This window comes from Halomonas sp. KHS3, from assembly GCF_000830495.1.
GTDB lineage: Bacteria > Pseudomonadota > Gammaproteobacteria > Pseudomonadales > Halomonadaceae > Vreelandella > Vreelandella titanicae.
Window position 1 is genome coordinate 11,930 of the sequence record NZ_JWHY01000019.1, and the last position, 20,063, is coordinate 31,992.

Consider the following 20,063-nt stretch of genomic DNA (forward strand, 5'->3'; position numbering starts at 1 on the left):
AAATACAGCCGTCATACAGAGGGTAGAGTGCGCGATGAGCGAATATTCCCTGTTTACCTCCGAGTCCGTCTCCGAAGGTCATCCCGATAAGATTGCCGATCAGATCTCTGACGCAGTGCTAGATGCCATTATCGCCCGCGATAAACAGGCCCGCGTTGCCTGTGAAACCATGGTGAAAACCGGGGTGGCGATCATTGCCGGTGAAATTACCACCTCCGCCTGGGTCGATTTAGAAACCCTCGTGCGTGATGTGATTATCAGCATTGGCTATAACTCGTCCGACGTGGGCTTTGACGGCGCGACCTGCGGCGTGGTTAACCTGATTGGCAAGCAGAGTGTCGAGATTGCCCAAGGCGTTGACCGCAGCAAACCGGAAGATCAGGGCGCTGGCGACCAGGGCTTGATGTTTGGCTACGCGACTAACGAAACCGACTCTTTTATGCCGGCACCGATCCACTACTCTCACCGGCTGGTCGAACGTCAGGCCGAACTGCGTAAAAATGGCCTGTTGCCGTGGCTACGCCCGGATGCCAAGAGTCAGGTAACCTTCCGCTATAACGCCGAAGGCCAGCCCTGCGGTGTCGATGCCATCGTTCTCTCTACCCAGCACGACCCAGATATTGATCAGGAAGACCTGCGCAAAATGATCAAGCGCGAGGTCATCGAGCAGGTGATCCCCGCTGAGTGGTTGGATGACAGCACCCAGTACCATATCAACCCGACCGGCAAATTCGTGATTGGCGGCCCGGTAGGTGATTGTGGGCTGACTGGACGTAAAATTATCGTCGACACCTATGGCGGCATGGCACGCCACGGTGGTGGTGCGTTCTCGGGCAAAGACCCCTCTAAAGTGGATCGCAGCGCTGCCTATGCGGGCCGCTATGTGGCCAAGAATGTGGTGGCCTCAGGCCTGGCTGACAAGTGTGAGATTCAGGTCTCCTACGCGATTGGCGTTGCCGAGCCGACGTCGGTCTCCATCGATACCTTCGGCACCGGTAAAATTGACGATGCCAAGATCGTTGCACTGGTTCGCGAGCACTTTGATCTGCGCCCCTACGCGATCACCAAAATGCTTGACCTGCTGCACCCGATGTATCAGCTCACCGCCGCTTACGGCCACTTTGGCCGGGCACCGTTCGAGCACAGCTACACCTGGAACGATGATAAAGGCCAAGCGCATACCGAAACCTTTACCGCCTTCCCGTGGGAAAAGATTGATAAGGCTGAAGCACTGCGTAAGGCCGCCGGTTTGTAAGAGATTCGCTACACCGTTTGTAAGAAATGGATTAAATCGCCCCTTTGGCTTCGGCCGAGGGGCTTTTTTTATGTCCGTTGCGTTAGGCTAAGCCTAAAAGCTGATGTGTTACCGCGGGGGTAAGCAATGTTGTTGAGTGTACGAACTTGGCTATTGGGTAGCCTTATCTGGCTTGTCACTTTTTCCGCACAGGCTGCCCAATGCCCTGATTGGCCGGAGGAGCGCCTAAGCCGCGAAAGCAAGGCGCTGGCTGAGCAGGTTCACCGCTGGGACACTGCCTACCATGACGAGGGCGCCGCGCTGATCGATGATGCCCTTTACGACCAAGCGGTTGAGCGCCTAGCCACTTGGCAGCGTTGCCTGGGCACTGTACCGGACCATCGCCCGCTTACACGCGTTACACGTAGCAGCGGCACTCTTGAGCATCCGGCTGCGCAGCGTGGGCTTGATAAAGCCGATGACGATGGCGTCAGACGTTTTACCAGCCGCCGCGAAGACCTGTGGATCCAGCCCAAAGTGGACGGCGTGGCGATTACGTTGCGCTATGAAAATGGCGAACTGGTCGAAGCCGTTAGCCGTGGCGACGGCGAGCGGGGCCAGGACTGGACAGTCCGTGCCCAACAGATACCTGCCATTCCCAATACGCTACCCGAGCCTATTTCTGCAGTGCTCCAAGGCGAGCTGTATTGGCGGTTAACCCAACACGTGCAGTCGCGTTCACCCGCATCGGGTGCACGGGGTGCCGTGGCGGGAGCAATGGCGCAATCCTCCCCCACAGCGGCCACCCTTGAGCGTATTGGCCTGTTTGTCTGGGGCTGGCCCGATGGCCCTACCGCAATGCAGGAACGTTTAGCACGGCTAAGTGAACTGGGCTTTGATAGCGCTGACTACACTCATCCACTGGATGACCGCCATGATGCCGGTTATTGGCGCGATAGTTGGTTTAACGGGCCGTTGCCGTTTGCCACCGACGGGGTGGTGATTAAGCAAGCCGAGCGACCCGGTGTACGCCGCTGGTCATCATCACCGCCTGAATGGGCCATTGCCTGGAAATATCCCGCCCAGCAGGCGCTAGCGGAAGTGCGCGGCATTGAGTTTCGTGTTGGGCGCACTGGGCGTGTGACGCCGCTGGTGTGGCTTAATCCGGTGCTGCTAGAGGGGCGGCGTATTAGCCGCGTCTCGTTAGGCTCACTGGAGCGCTGGGAGTCACTGGATGTTCGTCCCGGTGACCAAGTGGCGATTTCGCTAGCGGGATTAACGATTCCCCAGTTAACCGAGGTGGTGTGGCACACTCAGGAGCGCTCGCCGCTGACACCGCCTTCACCCCAGCGCTTTAACCTGCTGAGCTGCTTTGAATTAACGCCCGGCTGCGATGATCAATTGCTGGCGCGGCTTAGCTACCTTGGCGAGCAGCTTGGTATGCAGGGTATCGGTGAAGGTACTTGGCAAGCGCTAATGGATGCGGGCGTAGTCACGCATTTACTGGACTGGCTGGATGTCGAACCGCGCCAGCTGCAACAGGCCTACGGCATTGGTGAGGCGACCGCTGAAACGTTACTGGAACAGTTTCAAGTCGCCAAGGGCAAGTCGTTTTCGGCCTGGTTAAGCGCGCTGGGGGCGCCGCCAGGTAGCGAGTCGGTTCGCGGGGATTGGGATGAGCTAGCGGGCTACCAGCGCGCACAGTGGCAAGCCGTTCCCGGCGTTGGCCCGGTTCGCGCTGACGCGCTGGTAGCATTTTTTAGCCACCCCGAGATACAACACATGGCTCGACAGCTTAACGAAGCAGGTGTGGCTGGTTTTTAGCCTAGTCCTGTGAGACGCAGCATCAAACCCAGATAAAGCGGAATCAGCAGCGGCGCGAGCAGTGTCGTCACCAGCACCGCTAATGCGCCTTTTTGCGGTTGAATGCCCAGCTCCATGGCCACCACCACTACGTTGGAAGCCATGGGTACCACGCCTATCAACAGCAGCGCCATGGCCAGCTCCGTGGAAAGAGGTGCCGCCCACTGTAGTATTAAAGCGGCCCCCAACATAACGAGCGGCCAGAGCAGGTAGCGAAGACCCAGGCAGGCGGCTACAAAGCGTGAATCCCAGGCGGCAAGCGTTACTTGGCTAAGCGTCATGCCAATAATCATCATGCCCAGCAGTGTGTAGGTGGCGGGGAAGACTTGCAGCGAACTCATTACTGCAACGGGTATGGTTATTTCAAGGGCGCTAAGCAGTAACGCGAATAGGAACGCATAGATAAGCGGTAAGCGAGAAATTTTGATCAAACTCTCACGTACGGAAAAACGTCCGCGTGCGCTAAGGTAAAAGCCCACGGTGAATTCGTAAATATTAATCCCCAGCATACAGAACAGGTAAAGAGTAACGCCTTCAGGGGGGAGCAAAATCAGCGCAATCGGTAGGCCGAAATAGCCGGTATTACCCGTTCCTGAGGAGAACGCCAGCAGAGCAGCCTCCTGTTCACCAAAACGGTGGCGAGTAATACGCTGTACCACCAGTGCCATCAGGCTTGCCAGAATGAACAGTGCTAATGTGAGTAAGAGGTAGTCAGGTGTTGGGCCGCCGTTCATCAGCGCGCGAAAAATCGTAAAAGGCGCTATCAGGTAAACCAGCAGCGTCGCAATCGGGCGAGGATCTAGCTTGAGTCGTTGGGCGGCGAGCCAGCCTAGCCCCACGTAGCTGAGTAGCATGAGTAGCGGCCCAACGAGCGCCCCAGGTGCAAGATCCATTTATCCTCCCGTCGTATGTGGTGGCCCGCTAACATGAGCCGAATTAAAGGCCAAGCGTGGAATCTTTCATTAGCCCCAGCGCGCTGGAACAGCGAGAATACCTCAAAATATCATCACTTTTGATCACTAATAAGGAAACCCCATGAGCAGCCATGAGCATCCGCTAGGTATCAGCTTTGAATTCTTTCCGCCCAGTACCGATGCTGGGCGCGACAAGCTGATCCACGTTCGCGATGAACTGGCCGCCCGAAAACCACGTTTTTTCTCAGTTACTTACGGTGCTGGTGGGTCTACCCAAGCGCGTACCCGTGAGGTGGTGCGTGCGGTCGGTGAAAGTGGTATTAATACCGCCCCGCATCTCTCCTGCATTGGCAGTGAAAAAGCGCAGTTGCGTGATCTGCTGGCGCAGTACCGCGAGGAAGGGGTCGAGAGCCTCGTCGCGCTGCGTGGTGATATGCCCTCAGGTATGGGAAGCATTGGTGAGCTACGTTATGCCAACGAACTGGTTGAGTTTATTCGCGCGGAGACGGGCGACCATTTCGACATCGCAGTGGCTGCTTACCCTGAATCTCATCCACAGGCGCCTAATCTTGATAAGGATGTGGAAAACTTTGCGCGTAAAATGAAGGCGGGCGCCAATATGGCCATCACCCAGTACTTCTTCACCGCTGACGCCTATTTCAACTTCGTTGATAAAGCCCGCGCGCTGGGCGTCGAGCAGCCGATTATTCCCGGTATCATGCCGATTACCAACTACACCAAGCTGGCGCGTTTCTCTGACGCCTGTGGAGCCGAGATCCCGCGCTGGATTCGCAAGCAGCTGGAGTCCTATGGCGACGACAGCGAAGCGATTGCTGCCTTTGGCACCGATGTAGTGAGCCGTCTTTGCCAGCGATTGCTGGAGGGCGGCGCGCCAGGCCTGCACTTCTACACGCTTAACCAGGCGGCGCCGGTGCTGAGAATCGTCGATAACCTGGCTGGTTAACCAAGCCGCTTTATTTGCTTACCTTGTGCCCATTAAAAACCCTGCTCAACCATTGTTGAGCAGGGTTTTTTTACGCTTAGCGTTTAGCGGCTTAAACCAATCAGCCAGCTTGCGCCGTTTTGCTACCACCGCCGTTCACCTTACGCTGCATCATGAATAGCACGATACCAATCGCAAGGCCGGCAATGTCGGTATAGATACCGCCGTAGATTAAAAACAGCGCGCCTACCAGCATGACGACACGCTGCACTAGGTTAACGGGGCCAAAGAACCATTTCTGTACCATGCCTGAAAGCAGCACAATGCCCAGCGTTGCAGTTAACCCAACGCGCAGGATCTGCATCGGTGAGCCTTCCATCAGCATGGCCGGGCTGTAGAAGAACATAAACGGCACAATGAACGCGGCCAAGCCAATCTTGAACGAGGCCACCGAGGTGCCCATGGGGTTGTCGCCGGAGATACCGGCCGCGGCATAGGAGGCCAAGGCAACAGGGGGGGTAATCGCGGAGACGACCGCAAAATAGAACACAAAGAAGTGAGCAATCAGCGGCTCAATGCCGATATTGATCAAGCCGGGAGCGACCACGGAAGCGGCCACCGCATAGGCAGCAGTAGTAGGCATACCCATGCCGAGTAAAATACTGATCAGCATGGCAAACACAAGCGCTAGCAGTTGGCTAACACCGGCGAGGCCTAGCAACAGCGAGGAGAAGCGCGCGCCAACACCTGTCAGTGAGATGACCCCAACGATCAGGCCTGCACAGGCGCACACGGCGATAATCTGAATCGACATGGTGCCCGCAATCTGCAGTGCTTTTAGAATCGCGCGAAAGCCCATCTTGTTGGGAGAAATCCAGCTCACCACAGCGGCTGAAGCGGTTGCCAAGGTGCCCGCGCGAATCACCGAGTAGCCCATAAACAGGGCGACTATCAGAATAATAATCGGCGCGAACAGATAGACCTGCTTGACCAGCTTCGAGAACAGAGGGATCTCATCTTTGCGCATGCCTCGCATGCCTTTTCGGGCGGCTTCAAAGTCGACCATAAAGTAGATAGAGGCAAAATACAGAATCGCCGGAATGACGGCGGCCAGAGCAATTTCGGTATACGGAATACCGGTCACTTCAGCCATGATGAACGCGCCAGCACCCATGATTGGCGGCATGATTTGCCCACCGGTTGAAGCCGCGGCTTCAATGGCGCCAGCGCTTCGCGCGGGGTAGCCGACTTTCTTCATCAAGGGAATAGTCAATGAGCCGGTGGAAACCACGTTACCCGCTGACGTGCCGTTAATCATCCCCATCAAGCCAGAGGCAAAAATCGCTACCTTGGCAGGGCCACCACGGGCACGGCCAGCGGCGGCAAAAGCAAAGTTAACGAAGTAGTCGCCGACTTTAGAGGCCTGCAGGAAAGCGGCAAAAATAATGAACAGAATAATATAGGTCGACGACACTGCGGTGGTGGGGCCGAGAATACCGGCGTCGGTATACACCTGACTAAAGAAGCGCTGGAGTGACAGCCCCGGATAGCCTAAAAAGCCTGGCAAATACGGGCCGGCGAATACGTAAGTCAGGAAAACCGCGGAGATCACCACCAACGCTAGGCCTGCGACACGGCGGGTAAGCTCCAGAATCAGCAGAGAGCCCGCGATGGCCGCCCAGGAAATACCGGCTGGCGCAAAAGAGGTGCCTGTAGACATACGGATATTGGTGTTATACGCCACCAGTAAATAGCCAGCGCTGGCCAGCGCGCAGACCATCAGTACCAAATCGGCAGGATTGAAGCGGTGCTGTGCCTGACGATAAAACCATGACAGCACAATAGCCGTCGCCGTTGTCGCCATTAGCGGATAGCCGTAGTGCCAGTTCTCAATGTTCGGATCGATGCGCATGGCACCGCCGCTAAGCGTCTGGTACATCACAAACACTTGCGCCAGCGTATAGGCGGCGGGAATTAGTAACGCGTAGCTAAGCCATTTGATCCAGGCACCTGACGCCTGATGATCGTCGTCGGCAAAACGAGCACCGGAAAAGAGCCCGTAACCGAGAATAAGCGCACCGGCAATATGCACGATACGAAACGACCAGGTTTCCATCGGATACACGTTGAGTGAAATCAGATGGAAACTTGAGTAAGCGATCGCTAATGCCGCAAATAGTACGAACTGCCAGCCTGTAAACAGACGGCGATTGGGTTCAACAACGTCTTCATCGACACCGTCGGCAATGGACTCTGGTATCACTGATGCCGCATGGGCATCATCCTGGAGATCATTGGATTCTTGGTCGGTTTTGTGACTCATTAGAGTTCACCCTCACAGCAAAAGCAGACAAAGGGGTAGCAGCAGCGAAAGCTGCCCCGTCCAGCGGGGCCGGAAACGGGGCAGCCAGAACGGTAAACGTTGCTTAGTTGATCATGTCATCAGCAATTTCATAGCCGTTCTCTTCGTACCAGCGTGCAGCGCCGGGGTGGAACGGTAGTACGGTGTTGTGCTTGATATTTTCTGGGATGGTAGTCGCCGCGCTGCGATGTACAGATTGCATGCGGTCATTGTTTTCCATGGTGGCTTTGGTGACTTCATAAACGAAGTCTTCCGGTAGATCACAGCCTGCAATAGCGAAGTTCCACATGGAGACGGCGCGCGCGTCATCTTCGAGTGTTTCATAAGTGCTAGCTGGGATCATAAACTCAGCAACGGGGAAGTTTTCCAGCACTGTGGCCAGCTCTTCTTCATTAAACTCAATGATGTTGACGTCAGTTTGTACTTCCAACTGGCTAACGGCGGGAATCGGAATGCCGGCAGCGAAGGCAACAACGTCAAGCAGACCATCCTGCAACTGACCGCCCAGGTCTGACCAGCCGCCGTTGCGGCGCTCAAAGTCAACGCCTAGGGTTTCTAGAATCGCTGGGAAGTAGGTGTCAGAGGTTGAGGCAGCCGGGCCAAAACCGATGCGCGCGCCATCAGGAATGTCGGAAATTGACTCAATACCGCTGTCAGAAAGCGCGGTAATGGAGAATGGCGTTTCGTACATGGGGAACATGGCGCATACATTGTCCATCTTCATTCCAGGCGCCAGCGGGCTTTCACCTTTAACGGCATCAGAAGCGGGGCCCATGGTGGTTAAGCCAAATGCCATATCGCCTGTGTGCACCAGTGCCAGGTTTTGAGTCGGGCCACCGGTGACTTCACCACCGCCAGATACACCCAGCTCATCAGCGATAAAGTTGGCCCAGCCTGAACCGTAGACAAAGTAAGTGCCGCCTTGGCTAGCGGTGCCCACGGTAAAGTTATCGGGCCAATCGGAGCGGTCTGCTTGCGCTTGGGCACTGCTGGCAGCGGCTACAAGCAGAGCGCTGCTGGCGAGAAGAGTGAACGTTTTAGGCATATGTTTGCGCATGGCGAAAATTCCTAGCTGTTATTGGGGTTATATACTGGCAGCGTCGATCAATGCGGCCAGTCGATACTGCGTTAAGCAGGATATCCAAGGTATATAACAGCGATAGTTGTGCCATTTAAAGGTTATGATTTTTAAATCAGATGCTTATGAATTTTTTATTCAACTTTGGTGGAAAGCACTTTTTGTCATAGTGTCCGATTGTTCGCACGACGATGGCTATTTAGTGTGCGGATAACCGCACATAAATTATGTTGCCTGTAGTCTATCGGCTTGTGGGGCGGTAAGGAAAGCATGAGTACGCCATCCTTGGCGGGGTGGAGGTTAACGCGAGGGTTTACCTGGATCCAAAATACGTACGGGTTGCACATCCTGCTGCTTCTGATCTTCACGTACCTGGTTGACCCGAGTGGTCATTTCGGTAAGCGCGTCCTCTTCAATGGGAAGTTGCTCGAAGAAATCGCAACTGACGCATTCTCGGTAGCGAATACCGTTTTGCTCCCAGGCTCGGATCCGATCCATCGCCGCGCAGCGCGGGCAAGTAACACCGGCGATAAAGCGTTTCACACTAGACATCATTAGACTCCAAGAGCGCGCCCCCTAAGTGGAGGGCGCGCATAGGTTTTGCAGATTTAAGCAGCGCGAATGCCGCTATGGCGCAGTAGCGGTTCGACGCTCGGCTCTCGGCCTCGAAAGGCGACAAACAGGTCGGCTGCATCGCGGGCGCCACCCTGCTCTAGGATTTCGCGACGAAAGCGCTGGCCCGTTTCAGGATCGAAAATACCGGTCTCTTCAAAGGCGCTCCAGGCGTCCGCCGAGAGCACTTCAGCCCACTTGTAGCTGTAGTAACCAGCCGCATAGCCACCGGCAAACACGTGGCCAAAACTATTTTGGAAGCGGTTGAACGGCACTTTTGGCAGCACCGACACTGCTTCACGCACCTCATCTAACAAGGCTTGCACGTCGCTGGCGCTGGGAGCACTTAATTCATGGTGCAGACGTAGATCGAATAGCGAGAACTCGATTTGGCGCATCATACCCATGGCTGACTGGAAATTCTTGGCTGCCTGCAGGCGCTCAAGCAGCTCTGCTGGCAGCGGTTCACCACTATCCACGTGTTTGGCGAGTAGATCTAAGCCTTCACGCTCCCAGCAGTAGTTTTCCATAAACTGGCTGGGCAGCTCGACGGCATCCCAAGCGACGCCGTTAATGCCGGAAATATCGGCGATCTGCTGCTGGGTCAGCATATGGTGGAGGCCATGGCCAAACTCATGGAATAGCGTGGTGACTTCGTCGTGGGTGAGCAGTGCCGGGCGGCCGTTTACCGGGGCAGTAAAGTTGCAGGTCAGGAAGGCGACGGGCAGTTGCAGACCCTGCTCGGTTTGACGACGCACCCGGCAATCGGCCATCCAGGCACCGCCACGCTTACCTTCGCGGGCGTAGAGATCCAGATAGAAACCGGCAATGGGTTGGTCGTTTTCGGTGATGCGGAAATAGCGCACGTCATCATGATAGCGGGGTGCTTGGGTATCTTCTTCAAAGCGCACGCCGTAAAGGCGTTCAACCACCTGAAACAAGCCATCGATTACCTGGGGTGCTGGAAAATAGGGGCGTAATTGCTCCTGGGAGATCGAGTGGCGCGCTTCGCGTAGTTTTTCGCTGGCATAGGCAACATCCCACGGTTCCAGCGTCTCTAGGCCGAGTTCTTCTCGGGCATAAGCACTGAGTTCTGCAAACTCCTCCTTCGCCTGAGGCAACGCACGGCGGGCTAAGTCGTTGAGAAAATCGAGCACCTGCTCGGGAGATTCCGCCATTTTGGTGGTGAGAGAGTAATCGGCATAGGTGGCAAAGCCGAGCAATTGGGCCATTTCATTGCGCAGTGCCAGGATCTCTTCCATGATCGCCGCGTTATCGAATTTGCCCGCATCTGGGCCTTCATCAGACGCACGGGTAACAAAAGCGGTATAGACCTCCCGGCGCAGCTCGCGGTTATCGGCATAGCTAACCACCGGGAAGAAGCTGGGGAAATCCAGGGTAATACGGTAGCCCGCAACGCCTTTCGCCTCGGCGGTGGCTTTTAAGGTGTCGAGAGCACTTTCCGGCACCCCCGCTAACGTCTCTTGGCTATCGATGTCCTTGTGCCATGCCTGGGTAGCATCCAGCACGTTATTGGAGAACTGATTTGACAGCAGTGAGAGCCGCGACTGAATCTCGCCGTAGCGGGCTTTCTGGTCAGCAGGAAGATCAACACCGGCAAGGCGGAAATCGCGTAGGGCGTTCTCCACGGTGCGCCGCTGTGCGGCATCCAGGTGCTTCCAGGCCGGGCCATCTTTCAATGCTTGCCAGCCACGAAACAACCCTTCGTGCTGGCCTACCCAGGTGCCGAAGTCGGAGAGCTTCCCAAGGCATGCCTGATACGCTTCGCGCATTTCCGGCGAGTTCATGGTGCCATTGAGGTGCGAAACCGGTGACCACGCCTTGGTGAGCCGATCATTCACCGCTTCAAGGGGCGCTGCAAAAGTGTCCCAGGTAGGCGGGGTAGCGGCTGCCTGCTCGGCGAGGCGATCAATGGCCTCTCGGCTTTCGCTTAGCAGCGTCTCCACGGCAGGCTCCACGTGCTCGGCGCGAATCTCAGCAAAGGGGGGCAGCGCGTGCGTTTCAAGCAGCGGATTGGTGGACATGGGCACCTCGATTGGCATCGTTTTAAAAACCGTTAGTGAGCGCAAAACGCGCAATAATAATGACACAGTGCGGGCGGTGGTGCTGTGTTTCAATGTTAGCCTCAACAACTATGTTTAATGCCAGGGTTTGGCCTGCACGCAAGCGCCTGCTAGTCTTGCCGCCTTTTAATGCCACCAATGGCAGGAGCATGTGATGAGCGAAACGCTGGAGCGCTGGGGGTCGAAGCGGGCCTTTATCTTGGCGGTAACAGGTGCTGCGGTGGGGTTAGGCAACATCTGGCGCTTCCCTTACGTGGCCGGAGAGAACGGCGGTGCGGCGTTTTTACTGATTTATGTGGCGTTTGTGCTGCTGCTGGGTATTCCGGTCATGATGGCGGAGATTCTGATTGGCCGTGCTGGGCGACGCGGGCCAATGCAAGCGTTGAGTGTCTTGGCGGCCGAGGCGGGGGCTTCGCCTCGCTGGCGCTGGTTGGGGCTATTCGGGGCGTTCACCGTGTTCTGCATTTTATCTTTCTACTCGGTGGTGTCCGGCTGGTCGATTGAGTTTTTGGTGGCCTCTGTTAACGGCCATTTCAATGGCGCGAGTGCCGCAGAGATTGGCGCCGGTTTTGAAGCCTTCTTGGCCAACCCTGGGCTGCTGATCTTCAACCACTCGCTATTTCTGTTTATGACCATGACGGTCGTGGCGGCGGGTGTTGCCAAGGGGTTAGAGCGGCTGAATAACCTGCTGATGCCGCTGCTGTATCTGTTGTTGCTGCTATTAGCGGGCTATGCCGCGACGACTGATGGCTTTGCCCCCGCCTTGGCGTGGCTGTTTTTACCCTCTTTCGAGGCGATAACCCCCGCGGTGGTGGTTCACGCCATGGGGCACGCGTTCTTTACTTTGGCGGTGGGCGCCTGTGCTTTGATGGCGTATGGCGCTTATATGCCGGAAGAGCAAAGCCTGCCTAAAGCCGCTGTGGCAGTCGCCGTACTCGATATTAGCGTGGCGTTACTGGCGGGGATCGCTATTTTCTCGGTGGTATTTGCTCAAGGCATGGATCCCACTGATGGCCCAGGGTTAATGTTTGTCACCCTGCCCATTGCGTTTTCTGAGCTGCCCTGGGGCTCTGTATGGCTGAGCGTGTTCTTCTTGCTGCTGCTACTGGCCACCTGGACATCGGCCATTAACCTCGCGGAGCCGATGGTCGCAACGTTACAGGGTTTGGGGCTGCGTCGCAGTATCTCGACTGCCATTGTGGCGCTCAGCGTCTGGTTGATCGGGCTGTTATCGGCCTTCTCTTTTTCAACCCTGGCGGAATTTCGGCCGCTATTTGGACGCAATGTCTTCGAGCTTGTCAGCAGTATACCGCCGGATGTTTTCCTGCCTTTGGGCGGCCTATTGATAGCCGTTTTTGCGGCTTGGGTAATGCCTCGCGATAGAGTGGTGAGCGCGTTAGGCATTGGTGAAAGTGGCTATCTGGTGTGGCGCAATATCATTCGCTGGGTGTCGATTCCGCTGACCTTTATTGTTCTGCTGGCCGGGTTGCTATAGTGGGGTAACTGAATTCTCTAAGCTATCCAACAACCCTAGGAGCGAGTTATGAGTAGTGCATTAAGGCCCTATCAAGGTATGGAACCCCAATTGGGTGAGCGCGTTTATATTGATCCGGCCAGTGTGGTCATTGGTGATGTGGTGATGGGTGACGACTGCTCTGTCTGGCCGATGACGGTTATCCGTGGCGATATGCACCGTATTCGTATCGGTGCGCGTACCAGCGTGCAGGACGGCAGCGTGCTACATATTACCCACGCCAGTGATTTTAGTCCGGAGGGGTTTCCGCTCACCATTGGCGATGATGTGACCATCGGCCATAAAGCGATACTGCATGGCTGCACCTTGGGAAGTCGGATCCTGGTAGGGATGGGCGCGATTGTAATGGATGGCGCGGTCGTTGAGGACGAGGTCATTATTGCCGCAGGCGCCGTGGTAACGCCGGGTAAGCATTTGGAGAGTGGCTATGTGTATGCCGGTAACCCCGCCAAAGCGATGCGACCACTCAAAGACAAAGAGCGTGCTTTCTTTCCCTATACCGCAGGTAACTACGTTAAATTGAAAGACCGCTTTCTGGCCGAAGTCACCCGCTAGCGACTTTTTCTAAGCTTTCCCTAAGCGATTGCTAAGCCAACCTTTTTTCTTAAATTAGTCATGTCGCGAACACTAAAAGTCTGTTAATTTATACAGTTTTCTGTTTTGCAGACTTTGGGATGCCGCGTCATGGCTAATTTTCGCACGCATATTACGGTGGCAGCGGCGGGCGGCATGCTGATAGCTTACGTAGGTTGGAAAGGCCAGTGGTGGCCACCCTCCCAAGCGCTGGTGATGATTGCATTAGTCACCTTTGGCGGCATTTTGCCCGACATTGATGCTGACCGTTCCCACTCTATCCGTTTGATATTCAATCTGCTTTCGGTGCCCGCCTTGGTATTAGGCGCCTTGTTGTTACAGCCATGGCTCACGCCGGGCGCGTTGTTGATTGCCTGTGGCGGAATCTACTTCTGTGTGCGCTATTTGGCGGGGGTGCTGTTCTCGCGTTTTACCGTGCACCGCGGTATTTGGCATTCACTGCTAGCGGGCGGGCTATGCAGCCTGCTCACCGCCGCGTTAAGTTTTAATTTGCTCAGCCAACCAGCGTGGCTAGCGTGGTCTCACGGTGCGGCCACCTTAGTAGGGTTTTTGATCCACTTGAGTTTGGATGAGATATACAGCGTTGACCTTGAAGGCGCGAGGCTTAAGCGCTCGTTTGGTACGGCGCTCAAGCTAGGCGACAGTCGGCGGCCCATGTCCAACCTACTAATGTTGATTGCCACATTAACGCTGATACCTTGGGCGCCGCCTTGGTCGGTATTGGGTGATTTACTGCATCACGGCTCGCTGCTGTGGCGATAGTCGTCGGCATTGAGGCCGTGTTTTTTAAGTTTGTCGTAAAAGGTTTTGCGCGGAATGCCCAAGTGGCGACATACGTCGGTTACCCGTCCATGGTAACGCGCCAATGATTGGCTGATCAGGCTCTTTTCAAACAGCTCTACCTGGCGCGGTAAAGTAGGCTCTTCGGTGTCGGCATTGACCCCTTCCAGCAGTGCATCCAGACGATAGTCAAAGGCGGCGCCCAGTAGCACGTAGCGCTCGGCAAGGTTGCGCAGCTCGCGCACGTTGCCGGGCCAATCATGGGCCAGTAGGGCGGCAATGGCGGGGCTATCGAGGGTCGGTGCCTCCAGGCCGCTGCGGTTGGCAGCGACCACGGCAAAGTGCTGAAACAGCAAGGGGATATCCTCACGCCGCTCGCGCAGCGCAGGCAGCGGCAGGGTGACCACGTTTAGCCGGTAGTAAAGGTCTTCGCGAAAACTCCCCTCTTCGGAGGCGGCTTTGAGATCCACCTTGGTGGCTGCTATTACCCTAATATCGAGTGGAACCGTTTCATTGGCGCCCAGTCGTTCTACGCTGCGCTCTTGCAGTACCCGCAGCAGTTTGACTTGCAGCGCCATGGGCATCGATTCGATCTCATCCAAAAACACCGTGCCGCCGTTAGCGTGTTCAAACTTGCCGATCCGCCGCTCAACGGCACCCGTGAAGGCGCCTTTTTCATGGCCGAACAGCTCGGACTCAATGGTGTTTTCGGGCACTGCACCACAGTTGATTGCCATAAAGGGGCTATTACGTCGGGCGCTGCGTTCGTGAATCGCACGGGCCACGAGGTCTTTGCCGGTGCCGGTCTCCCCAAATAGCAGTACATCGGCCTCTACTTGGCTAATGCGCTGAATCATTGCGGCCAGCCGCGAAATGACCGCTGTGCGACCAACTAAGCGTGGCCCAAGCGCGGCTTGCTGCACTTCCAGTTCGGCTTTAAGGCGGTGGTTTTCCAAGCTGAGCTGGCGCTTCTCTATGCCCCGACGCACCACATCTAGCAGTTGATCACCGGCAAAGGGCTTCTCGAGAAAATCCCAGGCCCCTGCGCGCATGGCTTCTACGGCCGTAGAAATATCGCCGTGCCCAGTAATTAAAATAATCGGCAGAGTGGCGTCTCGGCTGTGTAGCTCATGGAGTAGCGCCATGCCATCCATTCCCGGCATGCGGATATCACTGACAATAACACCCGGAAAGTTTGGCGTTAGTGCCGCCAGGGCTTGTTCTGCTGACTCAAAGCAGTAGGGCGTATAGCCCGCAAGTTCTAGGGTTTGGCTGGCGGTGATCCGCAGATGCGGTTCGTCGTCGATCACCATGACCGGCAGCGTCGACGGCTCATGCATAAGAGGAGTTCTCCTGGGTGTGGGCTAACGGTGAGTGGGGCAGGGTAATGGTGAAGCGAGCGCCACCTTCGGGTTGATTAGTTGCCTGCAGCTTGCCGCCTAAATCGTCCATGATCCGTGACGAGATCGAGAGGCCCAAGCCTAAGCCACTCCCCGGCGCCTTGGTGGTAAAAAAGGGTTCAAAAATATGTCCTAAGTGCTCCTCGGGAATGCCTGGGCCATTATCGCTAACGCTAATAATGACCTGCTGCTGGTGGATATGGGCGCCGAGAGTAAGTTGTGGCGCAGGTACGCCTTTCATGGCCTGCAGCGCATTGCCGATTAAATTAACCAGCACCTGTTCCAGGCGCACCAGGTCACCTTTAACCCATAAAGTTTCAGCAGGCCAATCCTGAACAATAGTGATATTGCCTTCACGCAGGCGGCTTTGAAACAGGCGTAGAGCGTAGTCGATGCAGGCTTGTACCGAAATAGTTTCCTGGCGCTCGCTGCTCTTACGCGAAAACTGGCGCAACTGCGCGCTGATGTCCGCCATACGTTCGGTCAGTTCAACAATTTGTTCTAGGTTAGCATCCGCTTTTTCGTGGCGAGCTAATGTCATAAAGCGACGGGCGTTTTCTGCGTAAGCACGAATAGCCGCCAGGGGTTGATTAAGCTCATGGTTGATGCCCGCGGCGAGCTGCCCCAAAACAGCGAGTTTGGCGGCTTGAATAAGCTCATCCTGGGTTTGGCGTAAGTTGGCTTCAGCGCGGCGGCGCTCTTCAATTTCATCCGAAAGACGTTGGTTGCTGGCTACCAGATCGCGGGTGCGGCGTTCTACGCTAACTTCTAGTTCGTCACGCACGCGTGCCAAGGTGTTGCGCTCCCGTTCGGCAAACGCTTCACGCTCACGGCGTAGCCTCAAGCGCTGCCAGCCAATGCCAGCGCCAAGAGTAACCACGCCGTAGAGGCCGCCTGCCATCAGGGCAGCTATCCACTGAGCGCTAATCACCGGTGTTAGCGGCTTTAAAATATGCATTTGCCAGCCAAACTCAGGAATATGTCGGGTCAGACTAAGATAGTCGCTGCTGCTCAATGGGCCTTGGGAGAAACTGACCAGCTGGCTTCCCTGCCGGTAAGGCGCATCGACTTCAATACCCGAGGGTGACAACGGCTCCATGGCATAGCGACGCGTTTCTCTTAGGGCTTGGCGCTGCTCATCGGTGAGTGGGTAGAGCGCATTCATGCGCAGCTCGGGGTGGCTGGCCATGAAAATGATGTCGTCACTATCAGTAACAAAGAGTTCGGCATCCTGCTCTGCCCAGCTATCTTCAACGTCATCTAACAGCACTTTAACCACTAGCACGCCGTCTGGCTGTGCGTCTGGCGAGGTGTCGTCTAGCCATACGGGCGATGAAAAGTAGTAACCCCTTTCAAGGGATTTGATGCCCAAACCAAAAAAACGTCCCTGGCCTCCGGCAATGGCATCGGTGTAGTAGGAGCGGAAAGCATAGTTCTGGCCAATAAAGGTGTTAGGGCGGTGCCAATTACTGGCGGCGATCGTGTCGCCATCGCGATTGAGTAAATAGACGTCTGAAACTCCCGCAGTAAAGCGGAAGCGATCCAGCAGCATATTGAGTGGCATCGGGTCTTGGCTATCGGGAGAGGCCAAAAAGCGCTGAACGCCCTCCCGAGTGGCAAGCATTTGCGGAAGGTAGTCGTAGCGCAGTAAATAGCCGTTTAAGTTGGCGGCAGACAGCCGCAACTCATTCTCTGCATCGTCCTGTAAGTTGGAAAGTGCTTGTTCACGCGCCAGTTGGGCGGCCTGCCACATGCACAACAGCAAGCCGAGTGAAATAACCAGCAGCCACAGACGCCGCCAGCGTGGTGGCAAAGGTGGGGGCGCCTGGTTATTGATGCCAGCACTGTTCATGCTGATGTCTTGCTACTGCCTTGAGCGCGACGAAGGGCGCGCTGAGCGCGCGTTTCTGCACGCGCCATCTCCAGTAACCCTTCTTCAACAAACACTAAGTGCTCATGGGCGCGAGCACGGGCATCCTCAGCGCGTCCCTCCAAAATGGCATTGAGTAGGGCGCGGTGTTGTTGCATTAACTGGCTGCGTGAACCTTCCTTGGCAAATAAATGGGCCAGGTTATTTACAATGCTCTTTTCCAGCAGGTGAAAAATGCCGCGAATGGTATGCAGCAGTAGAACATTGTGAGCAGCTTCGGCAATTGCCAGGTGAAATGCCGCATCTAGCTTCGCTTCTTGGATAGGATCGGCACCGGCAAAACCGCCGTCGAGTTCTTCAAAACGTTGAATAAGTACGGCTTTATCGGCGGGTGTTGAACGCAGCGCAGCGTAGTAGGCGGATATGCCTTCCATGGCGTCGCGGAATTCAAGTAAGTCTAGGTTAAACTCGCCATGTCGGGAGAGCATCTCCAGTAGGGGATCGGTATAACCATTGCTGAGGTCGTCGTTAACAAAAGTGCCGCCGCCTTGGCGGCTGGTAAGTAAGCCACGAGCGGCCAGTTTCTGGATAGCTTCCCGTAAAGAGGGGCGCGAAACGCCAAATCGTTCGGCTAATTCACGTTCGGGGGGTAAGCGCTGACCTGGTTTCAGGCTGCCTTCCAGCATCATAGCTTCAAGGCGTTCAGTAATTACATCGGCCAAGCGCTGCTGGCGGAGCGGGGGGTAGCTCATAGTGAATAGCTCATGTCGATTAGCGTCCGCAATTGGTAAGACCAATATTAAGATCTTTGAAGTATGATCTCAAGCGCCTATGAAGTAGGTTTTAACGCTAATAAAACGCATTAATAGAGATTTTAAACTAAAGTTTAAGGGGTTTGGGCCTTAAGGGGTGATATCACTGTTTGACACGCTCAGGGCGGCTCACTACTGTTGGTGCTAGTTTTTTTGTCAATTGGTAAAACCAATTTTCCACTTTGGGGTGCCGGTGTGTAGCGCATCCATTGTATAGGGCTATTGCACAGGACTATCCATGATCATTTCAGCTTCCACTGACTATCGCCAAGCGGCCAAGCGTCGTATTCCCCCTTTTCTTTTCCATTATGCCGATGGTGGTTCCTACGCTGAGCATACGCTGCGGCGCAATGTCGAGGATCTGGCTGGTGTAGCGCTGCGTCAGCGCGTGCTTAAGGATATGTCTTCGTTATCATTAGAGACTGAGCTGTTCGGTGAAAAGCTTGCTATGCCTATTGCTCTGGCGCCTGTGGGGTTGACAGGTATGTACGCTAGGCGTGGCGAAGTTCAAGCGGCGCGGGCGGCTGCTAATAAAGGTATACCGTTTACACTCTCGACGGTATCGGTGTGTCCCATTGCCGAAGTGGCTGCAGAAGTCGATCGGCCCATCTGGTTTCAGCTTTATGTACTGAAAGACCGGGGTTTTATGAAGCATGTTCTGGAGCGAGCCAAAGCTGCTGGCGTCAAGACGCTGATCTTTACGGTTGATATGCCGGTGCCGGGTGCGCGCTATCGTGATGCTCACTCAGGTATGAGTGGTAAGTATGGATCGATGCGGCGAATGGCTCAGGCCGCAATGCACCCTTTCTGGGCCTGGGATGTCGGTATTAATGGTCGCCCCCATGACCTGGGTAACGTATCTGATTATCGCGGCAAGCCAACGGAGCTTGAGGACTATATTGCTTGGCTGGGTGACAACTTTGATCCGGCTATTTCATGGAAGGATCTAGAGTGGATTCGTGAGCTCTGGGATGGCCCAATGATCATCAAGGGGATTCTTGACCCCGAAGATGCCCGTGATGCGGTTCGCTTCGGTGCCGATGGTATCGTTGTTTCCAATCATGGTGGTCGTCAGCTCGATGGGGTTCCCTCTACTGCACGTGCTTTGCCTGCTATCGCTGATGCGGTCAAAGGAGACTTGGCCATTCTGGCTGACTCAGGCGTGCGTAATGGCCTCGATGTTGTGCGGATGATTGCCTTGGGTGCGGATACTGCATTAATAGGGCGTGCCTTCATTTATGCACTTGCCACGGCTGGAGAGTCCGGCGTTTCCCATCTGCTTGAGCTATTTGAAAAGGAGATGCGTGTTGCAATGACGCTCACCGGGGCGCATACCATAGCCGATCTTGGGTCGGATTCGCTGGTGCCAGATTCAATCCGTGGCATCCAGTGAGCTTTACCTGCACCTTTATATAAATCTCGTTAAAAAACCGCTTGCCAACCCGTAAGCGAATCCGTAAAGTACGCATCCGCTGCCGGGGACGCCAAGCGTTACCAGCGGTGAATGAAGTGTAAAAGCTTCGGTTTGTCAGGTAGTTAGTGCTTTTCGGGGACGCCAAGCGTTACCAGCGGTGAATGAAGTGTAAAAGCTTCGGTTTGTCAGGTAGTTAGTGCTTTTACGAAAGCCAGCGGTTTTGGATGTGGTCTGGTTTACATCGAAAACAACGCCCTTGACAACCACCAGGAAATGCGTAGAATACGCCTTCCTCGCTGAGGCAAGCCAAGTCAACGGCAGCCCGGTTGCTTTCACAGCAACCTAACAGCGAAACAGCTCTTTAACAATTTGATCAGGTAATTCATGTGGGCGCTTGCTGATGTTGGTGGCAAATCACCAAATATCAAGGCAAGCGACTCAAGCAATAAAGGTTTTTCGGAACCTGTTTTGAATGAATTCGTTTGAACCTTGAGCCAAGTTTGGTTCGCTTCTGTCACTTTCGAGTGGCGGGTAAGAACCGCATAGATCTTAAACTGAAGAGTTTGATC

The 20,063-nt window shown here is 55.2% G+C and carries 16 protein-coding genes; 7 read left to right on the forward strand and 9 right to left on the reverse strand.

From position 1 onward, the window contains the following. Window positions 1-34: 34 nt before the first annotated feature. Window positions 35-1,255 (forward strand): methionine adenosyltransferase, encoded by a 1,221-nt coding sequence (gene metK, locus RO22_RS23650; RefSeq protein ID WP_027958904.1) that lies wholly within the window; start codon window positions 35-37, stop codon window positions 1,253-1,255. 126 nt (window positions 1,256-1,381) lie between these two features. Beyond that, window positions 1,382-3,058: an NAD-dependent DNA ligase LigB gene (ligB, locus tag RO22_RS23655; protein ID WP_027958903.1), complete on the forward strand. Its 1,677-nt coding sequence runs from the start codon at window positions 1,382-1,384 to the stop codon at window positions 3,056-3,058. On the opposite strand, the gene RO22_RS23660 is transcribed toward ligB, so the two are convergent. Further along, on the reverse strand, window positions 3,055-3,990 hold the full coding sequence (locus tag RO22_RS23660; RefSeq protein ID WP_027958902.1) for an AEC family transporter: 936 nt from the start codon (window positions 3,988-3,990) through the stop codon (window positions 3,055-3,057). The genes ligB and RO22_RS23660 overlap by 4 nt on opposite strands. 142 nt (window positions 3,991-4,132) lie before the next feature. On the opposite strand from RO22_RS23660, the gene metF reads away from it, so the two are divergent. Then, on the forward strand, window positions 4,133-4,975 hold the full coding sequence (gene metF, locus RO22_RS23665; RefSeq protein WP_027958901.1) for a methylenetetrahydrofolate reductase [NAD(P)H]: 843 nt from the start codon (window positions 4,133-4,135) through the stop codon (window positions 4,973-4,975). Between the two features lie 100 nt (window positions 4,976-5,075). On the opposite strand, the gene RO22_RS23670 is transcribed toward metF, so the two are convergent. The 4 genes from RO22_RS23670 to prlC form a co-directional block, all read right to left on the reverse strand. Further along, window positions 5,076-7,277, reverse strand: a complete 2,202-nt coding sequence (locus RO22_RS23670; protein WP_041159558.1) for a TRAP transporter permease — start codon at window positions 7,275-7,277, stop codon at window positions 5,076-5,078. A gap of 103 nt (window positions 7,278-7,380) precedes the next feature. Further along, entirely contained in the window at window positions 7,381-8,373 is a 993-nt protein-coding gene (locus tag RO22_RS23675) for a TAXI family TRAP transporter solute-binding subunit (protein WP_041159559.1), read from the reverse strand. A gap of 321 nt (window positions 8,374-8,694) precedes the next feature. Then, window positions 8,695-8,946: a YheV family putative zinc ribbon protein gene (locus tag RO22_RS23680; RefSeq protein ID WP_041159560.1), complete on the reverse strand. Its 252-nt coding sequence runs from the start codon at window positions 8,944-8,946 to the stop codon at window positions 8,695-8,697. Between the two features lie 56 nt (window positions 8,947-9,002). Beyond that, window positions 9,003-11,051, reverse strand: a complete 2,049-nt coding sequence (prlC, locus tag RO22_RS23685; RefSeq protein WP_041159561.1) for an oligopeptidase A — start codon at window positions 11,049-11,051, stop codon at window positions 9,003-9,005. Window positions 11,052-11,244: 193 nt separating this feature from the next. Between prlC and RO22_RS23690 the strand changes: the two genes are divergently transcribed. From RO22_RS23690 to RO22_RS23700, 3 genes are all read left to right on the forward strand, one after another. Further along, window positions 11,245-12,585, forward strand: a complete 1,341-nt coding sequence (locus RO22_RS23690; protein WP_041159562.1) for a sodium-dependent transporter — start codon at window positions 11,245-11,247, stop codon at window positions 12,583-12,585. Window positions 12,586-12,633: 48 nt separating this feature from the next. Beyond that, window positions 12,634-13,179 (forward strand): gamma carbonic anhydrase family protein, encoded by a 546-nt coding sequence (locus RO22_RS23695; protein ID WP_027958895.1) that lies wholly within the window; start codon window positions 12,634-12,636, stop codon window positions 13,177-13,179. A gap of 129 nt (window positions 13,180-13,308) precedes the next feature. Continuing rightward, window positions 13,309-13,980 carry a metal-dependent hydrolase gene (locus RO22_RS23700; protein ID WP_041159563.1) on the forward strand — a complete coding sequence of 224 codons (672 nt, stop codon included), beginning with the start codon at window positions 13,309-13,311 and terminating at the stop codon, window positions 13,978-13,980. Here the strand turns inward: RO22_RS23700 and RO22_RS23705 are convergent. The 3 genes from RO22_RS23705 to RO22_RS23715 are packed head-to-tail and all read right to left on the reverse strand — an operon-like array spanning window position 13,956 to window position 18,020. Then, window positions 13,956-15,338: a sigma-54-dependent transcriptional regulator gene (locus RO22_RS23705; RefSeq protein ID WP_041159564.1), complete on the reverse strand. Its 1,383-nt coding sequence runs from the start codon at window positions 15,336-15,338 to the stop codon at window positions 13,956-13,958. The genes RO22_RS23700 and RO22_RS23705 overlap by 25 nt on opposite strands. Beyond that, window positions 15,331-17,250, reverse strand: a complete 1,920-nt coding sequence (locus tag RO22_RS23710; protein WP_041159565.1) for an ATP-binding protein — start codon at window positions 17,248-17,250, stop codon at window positions 15,331-15,333. The genes RO22_RS23705 and RO22_RS23710 overlap by 8 nt, the downstream gene beginning before the upstream one ends. Further along, window positions 17,247-18,020 (reverse strand): GntR family transcriptional regulator, encoded by a 774-nt coding sequence (locus tag RO22_RS23715; RefSeq protein ID WP_041159566.1) that lies wholly within the window; start codon window positions 18,018-18,020, stop codon window positions 17,247-17,249. Before RO22_RS23715 ends, RO22_RS23710 begins: the two co-directional genes overlap by 4 nt. A gap of 298 nt (window positions 18,021-18,318) precedes the next feature. Between RO22_RS23715 and lldD the strand changes: the two genes are divergently transcribed. After that, complete coding sequence (lldD, locus tag RO22_RS23720; protein WP_041159567.1) at window positions 18,319-19,473, forward strand: FMN-dependent L-lactate dehydrogenase LldD; 1,155 nt, start codon at window positions 18,319-18,321, stop codon at window positions 19,471-19,473. Between the two features lie 353 nt (window positions 19,474-19,826). On the opposite strand, the gene RO22_RS25130 is transcribed toward lldD, so the two are convergent. Then, a partial coding sequence (locus RO22_RS25130; RefSeq protein ID WP_235270549.1) for a hypothetical protein occupies window positions 19,827-20,063 on the reverse strand: 237 nt, incomplete at its 5' end.

Bases quoted from the DNA above. Each gene is read 5' to 3' on its own strand.
- RO22_RS23680 (WP_041159560.1), bottom strand. From the start codon at position 8,946: ATGTCTAGTGTGAAACGCTTTATCGCCGGTGTTACTTGCCCGCGCTGC.
- metK (WP_027958904.1), top strand. From the start codon at position 35: ATGAGCGAATATTCCCTGTTTACCTCCGAGTCCGTCTCCGAAGGTCAT.
- RO22_RS23660 (WP_027958902.1), bottom strand. From the start codon at position 3,990: ATGGATCTTGCACCTGGGGCGCTCGTTGGGCCGCTACTCATGCTACTC.
- RO22_RS23705 (WP_041159564.1), bottom strand. From the start codon at position 15,338: ATGCATGAGCCGTCGACGCTGCCGGTCATGGTGATCGACGACGAACCG.
- RO22_RS23700 (WP_041159563.1), top strand. From the start codon at position 13,309: ATGGCTAATTTTCGCACGCATATTACGGTGGCAGCGGCGGGCGGCATG.
- RO22_RS23675 (WP_041159559.1), bottom strand. From the start codon at position 8,373: ATGCGCAAACATATGCCTAAAACGTTCACTCTTCTCGCCAGCAGCGCT.
- ligB (WP_027958903.1), top strand. From the start codon at position 1,382: ATGTTGTTGAGTGTACGAACTTGGCTATTGGGTAGCCTTATCTGGCTT.
- prlC (WP_041159561.1), bottom strand. From the start codon at position 11,051: ATGTCCACCAATCCGCTGCTTGAAACGCACGCGCTGCCCCCCTTTGCT.
- RO22_RS23690 (WP_041159562.1), top strand. From the start codon at position 11,245: ATGAGCGAAACGCTGGAGCGCTGGGGGTCGAAGCGGGCCTTTATCTTG.
- RO22_RS23670 (WP_041159558.1), bottom strand. From the start codon at position 7,277: ATGAGTCACAAAACCGACCAAGAATCCAATGATCTCCAGGATGATGCC.
- metF (WP_027958901.1), top strand. From the start codon at position 4,133: ATGAGCAGCCATGAGCATCCGCTAGGTATCAGCTTTGAATTCTTTCCG.
- lldD (WP_041159567.1), top strand. From the start codon at position 18,319: ATGATCATTTCAGCTTCCACTGACTATCGCCAAGCGGCCAAGCGTCGT.
- RO22_RS23715 (WP_041159566.1), bottom strand. From the start codon at position 18,020: ATGAGCTACCCCCCGCTCCGCCAGCAGCGCTTGGCCGATGTAATTACT.
- RO22_RS23710 (WP_041159565.1), bottom strand. From the start codon at position 17,250: ATGAACAGTGCTGGCATCAATAACCAGGCGCCCCCACCTTTGCCACCA.
- RO22_RS23695 (WP_027958895.1), top strand. From the start codon at position 12,634: ATGAGTAGTGCATTAAGGCCCTATCAAGGTATGGAACCCCAATTGGGT.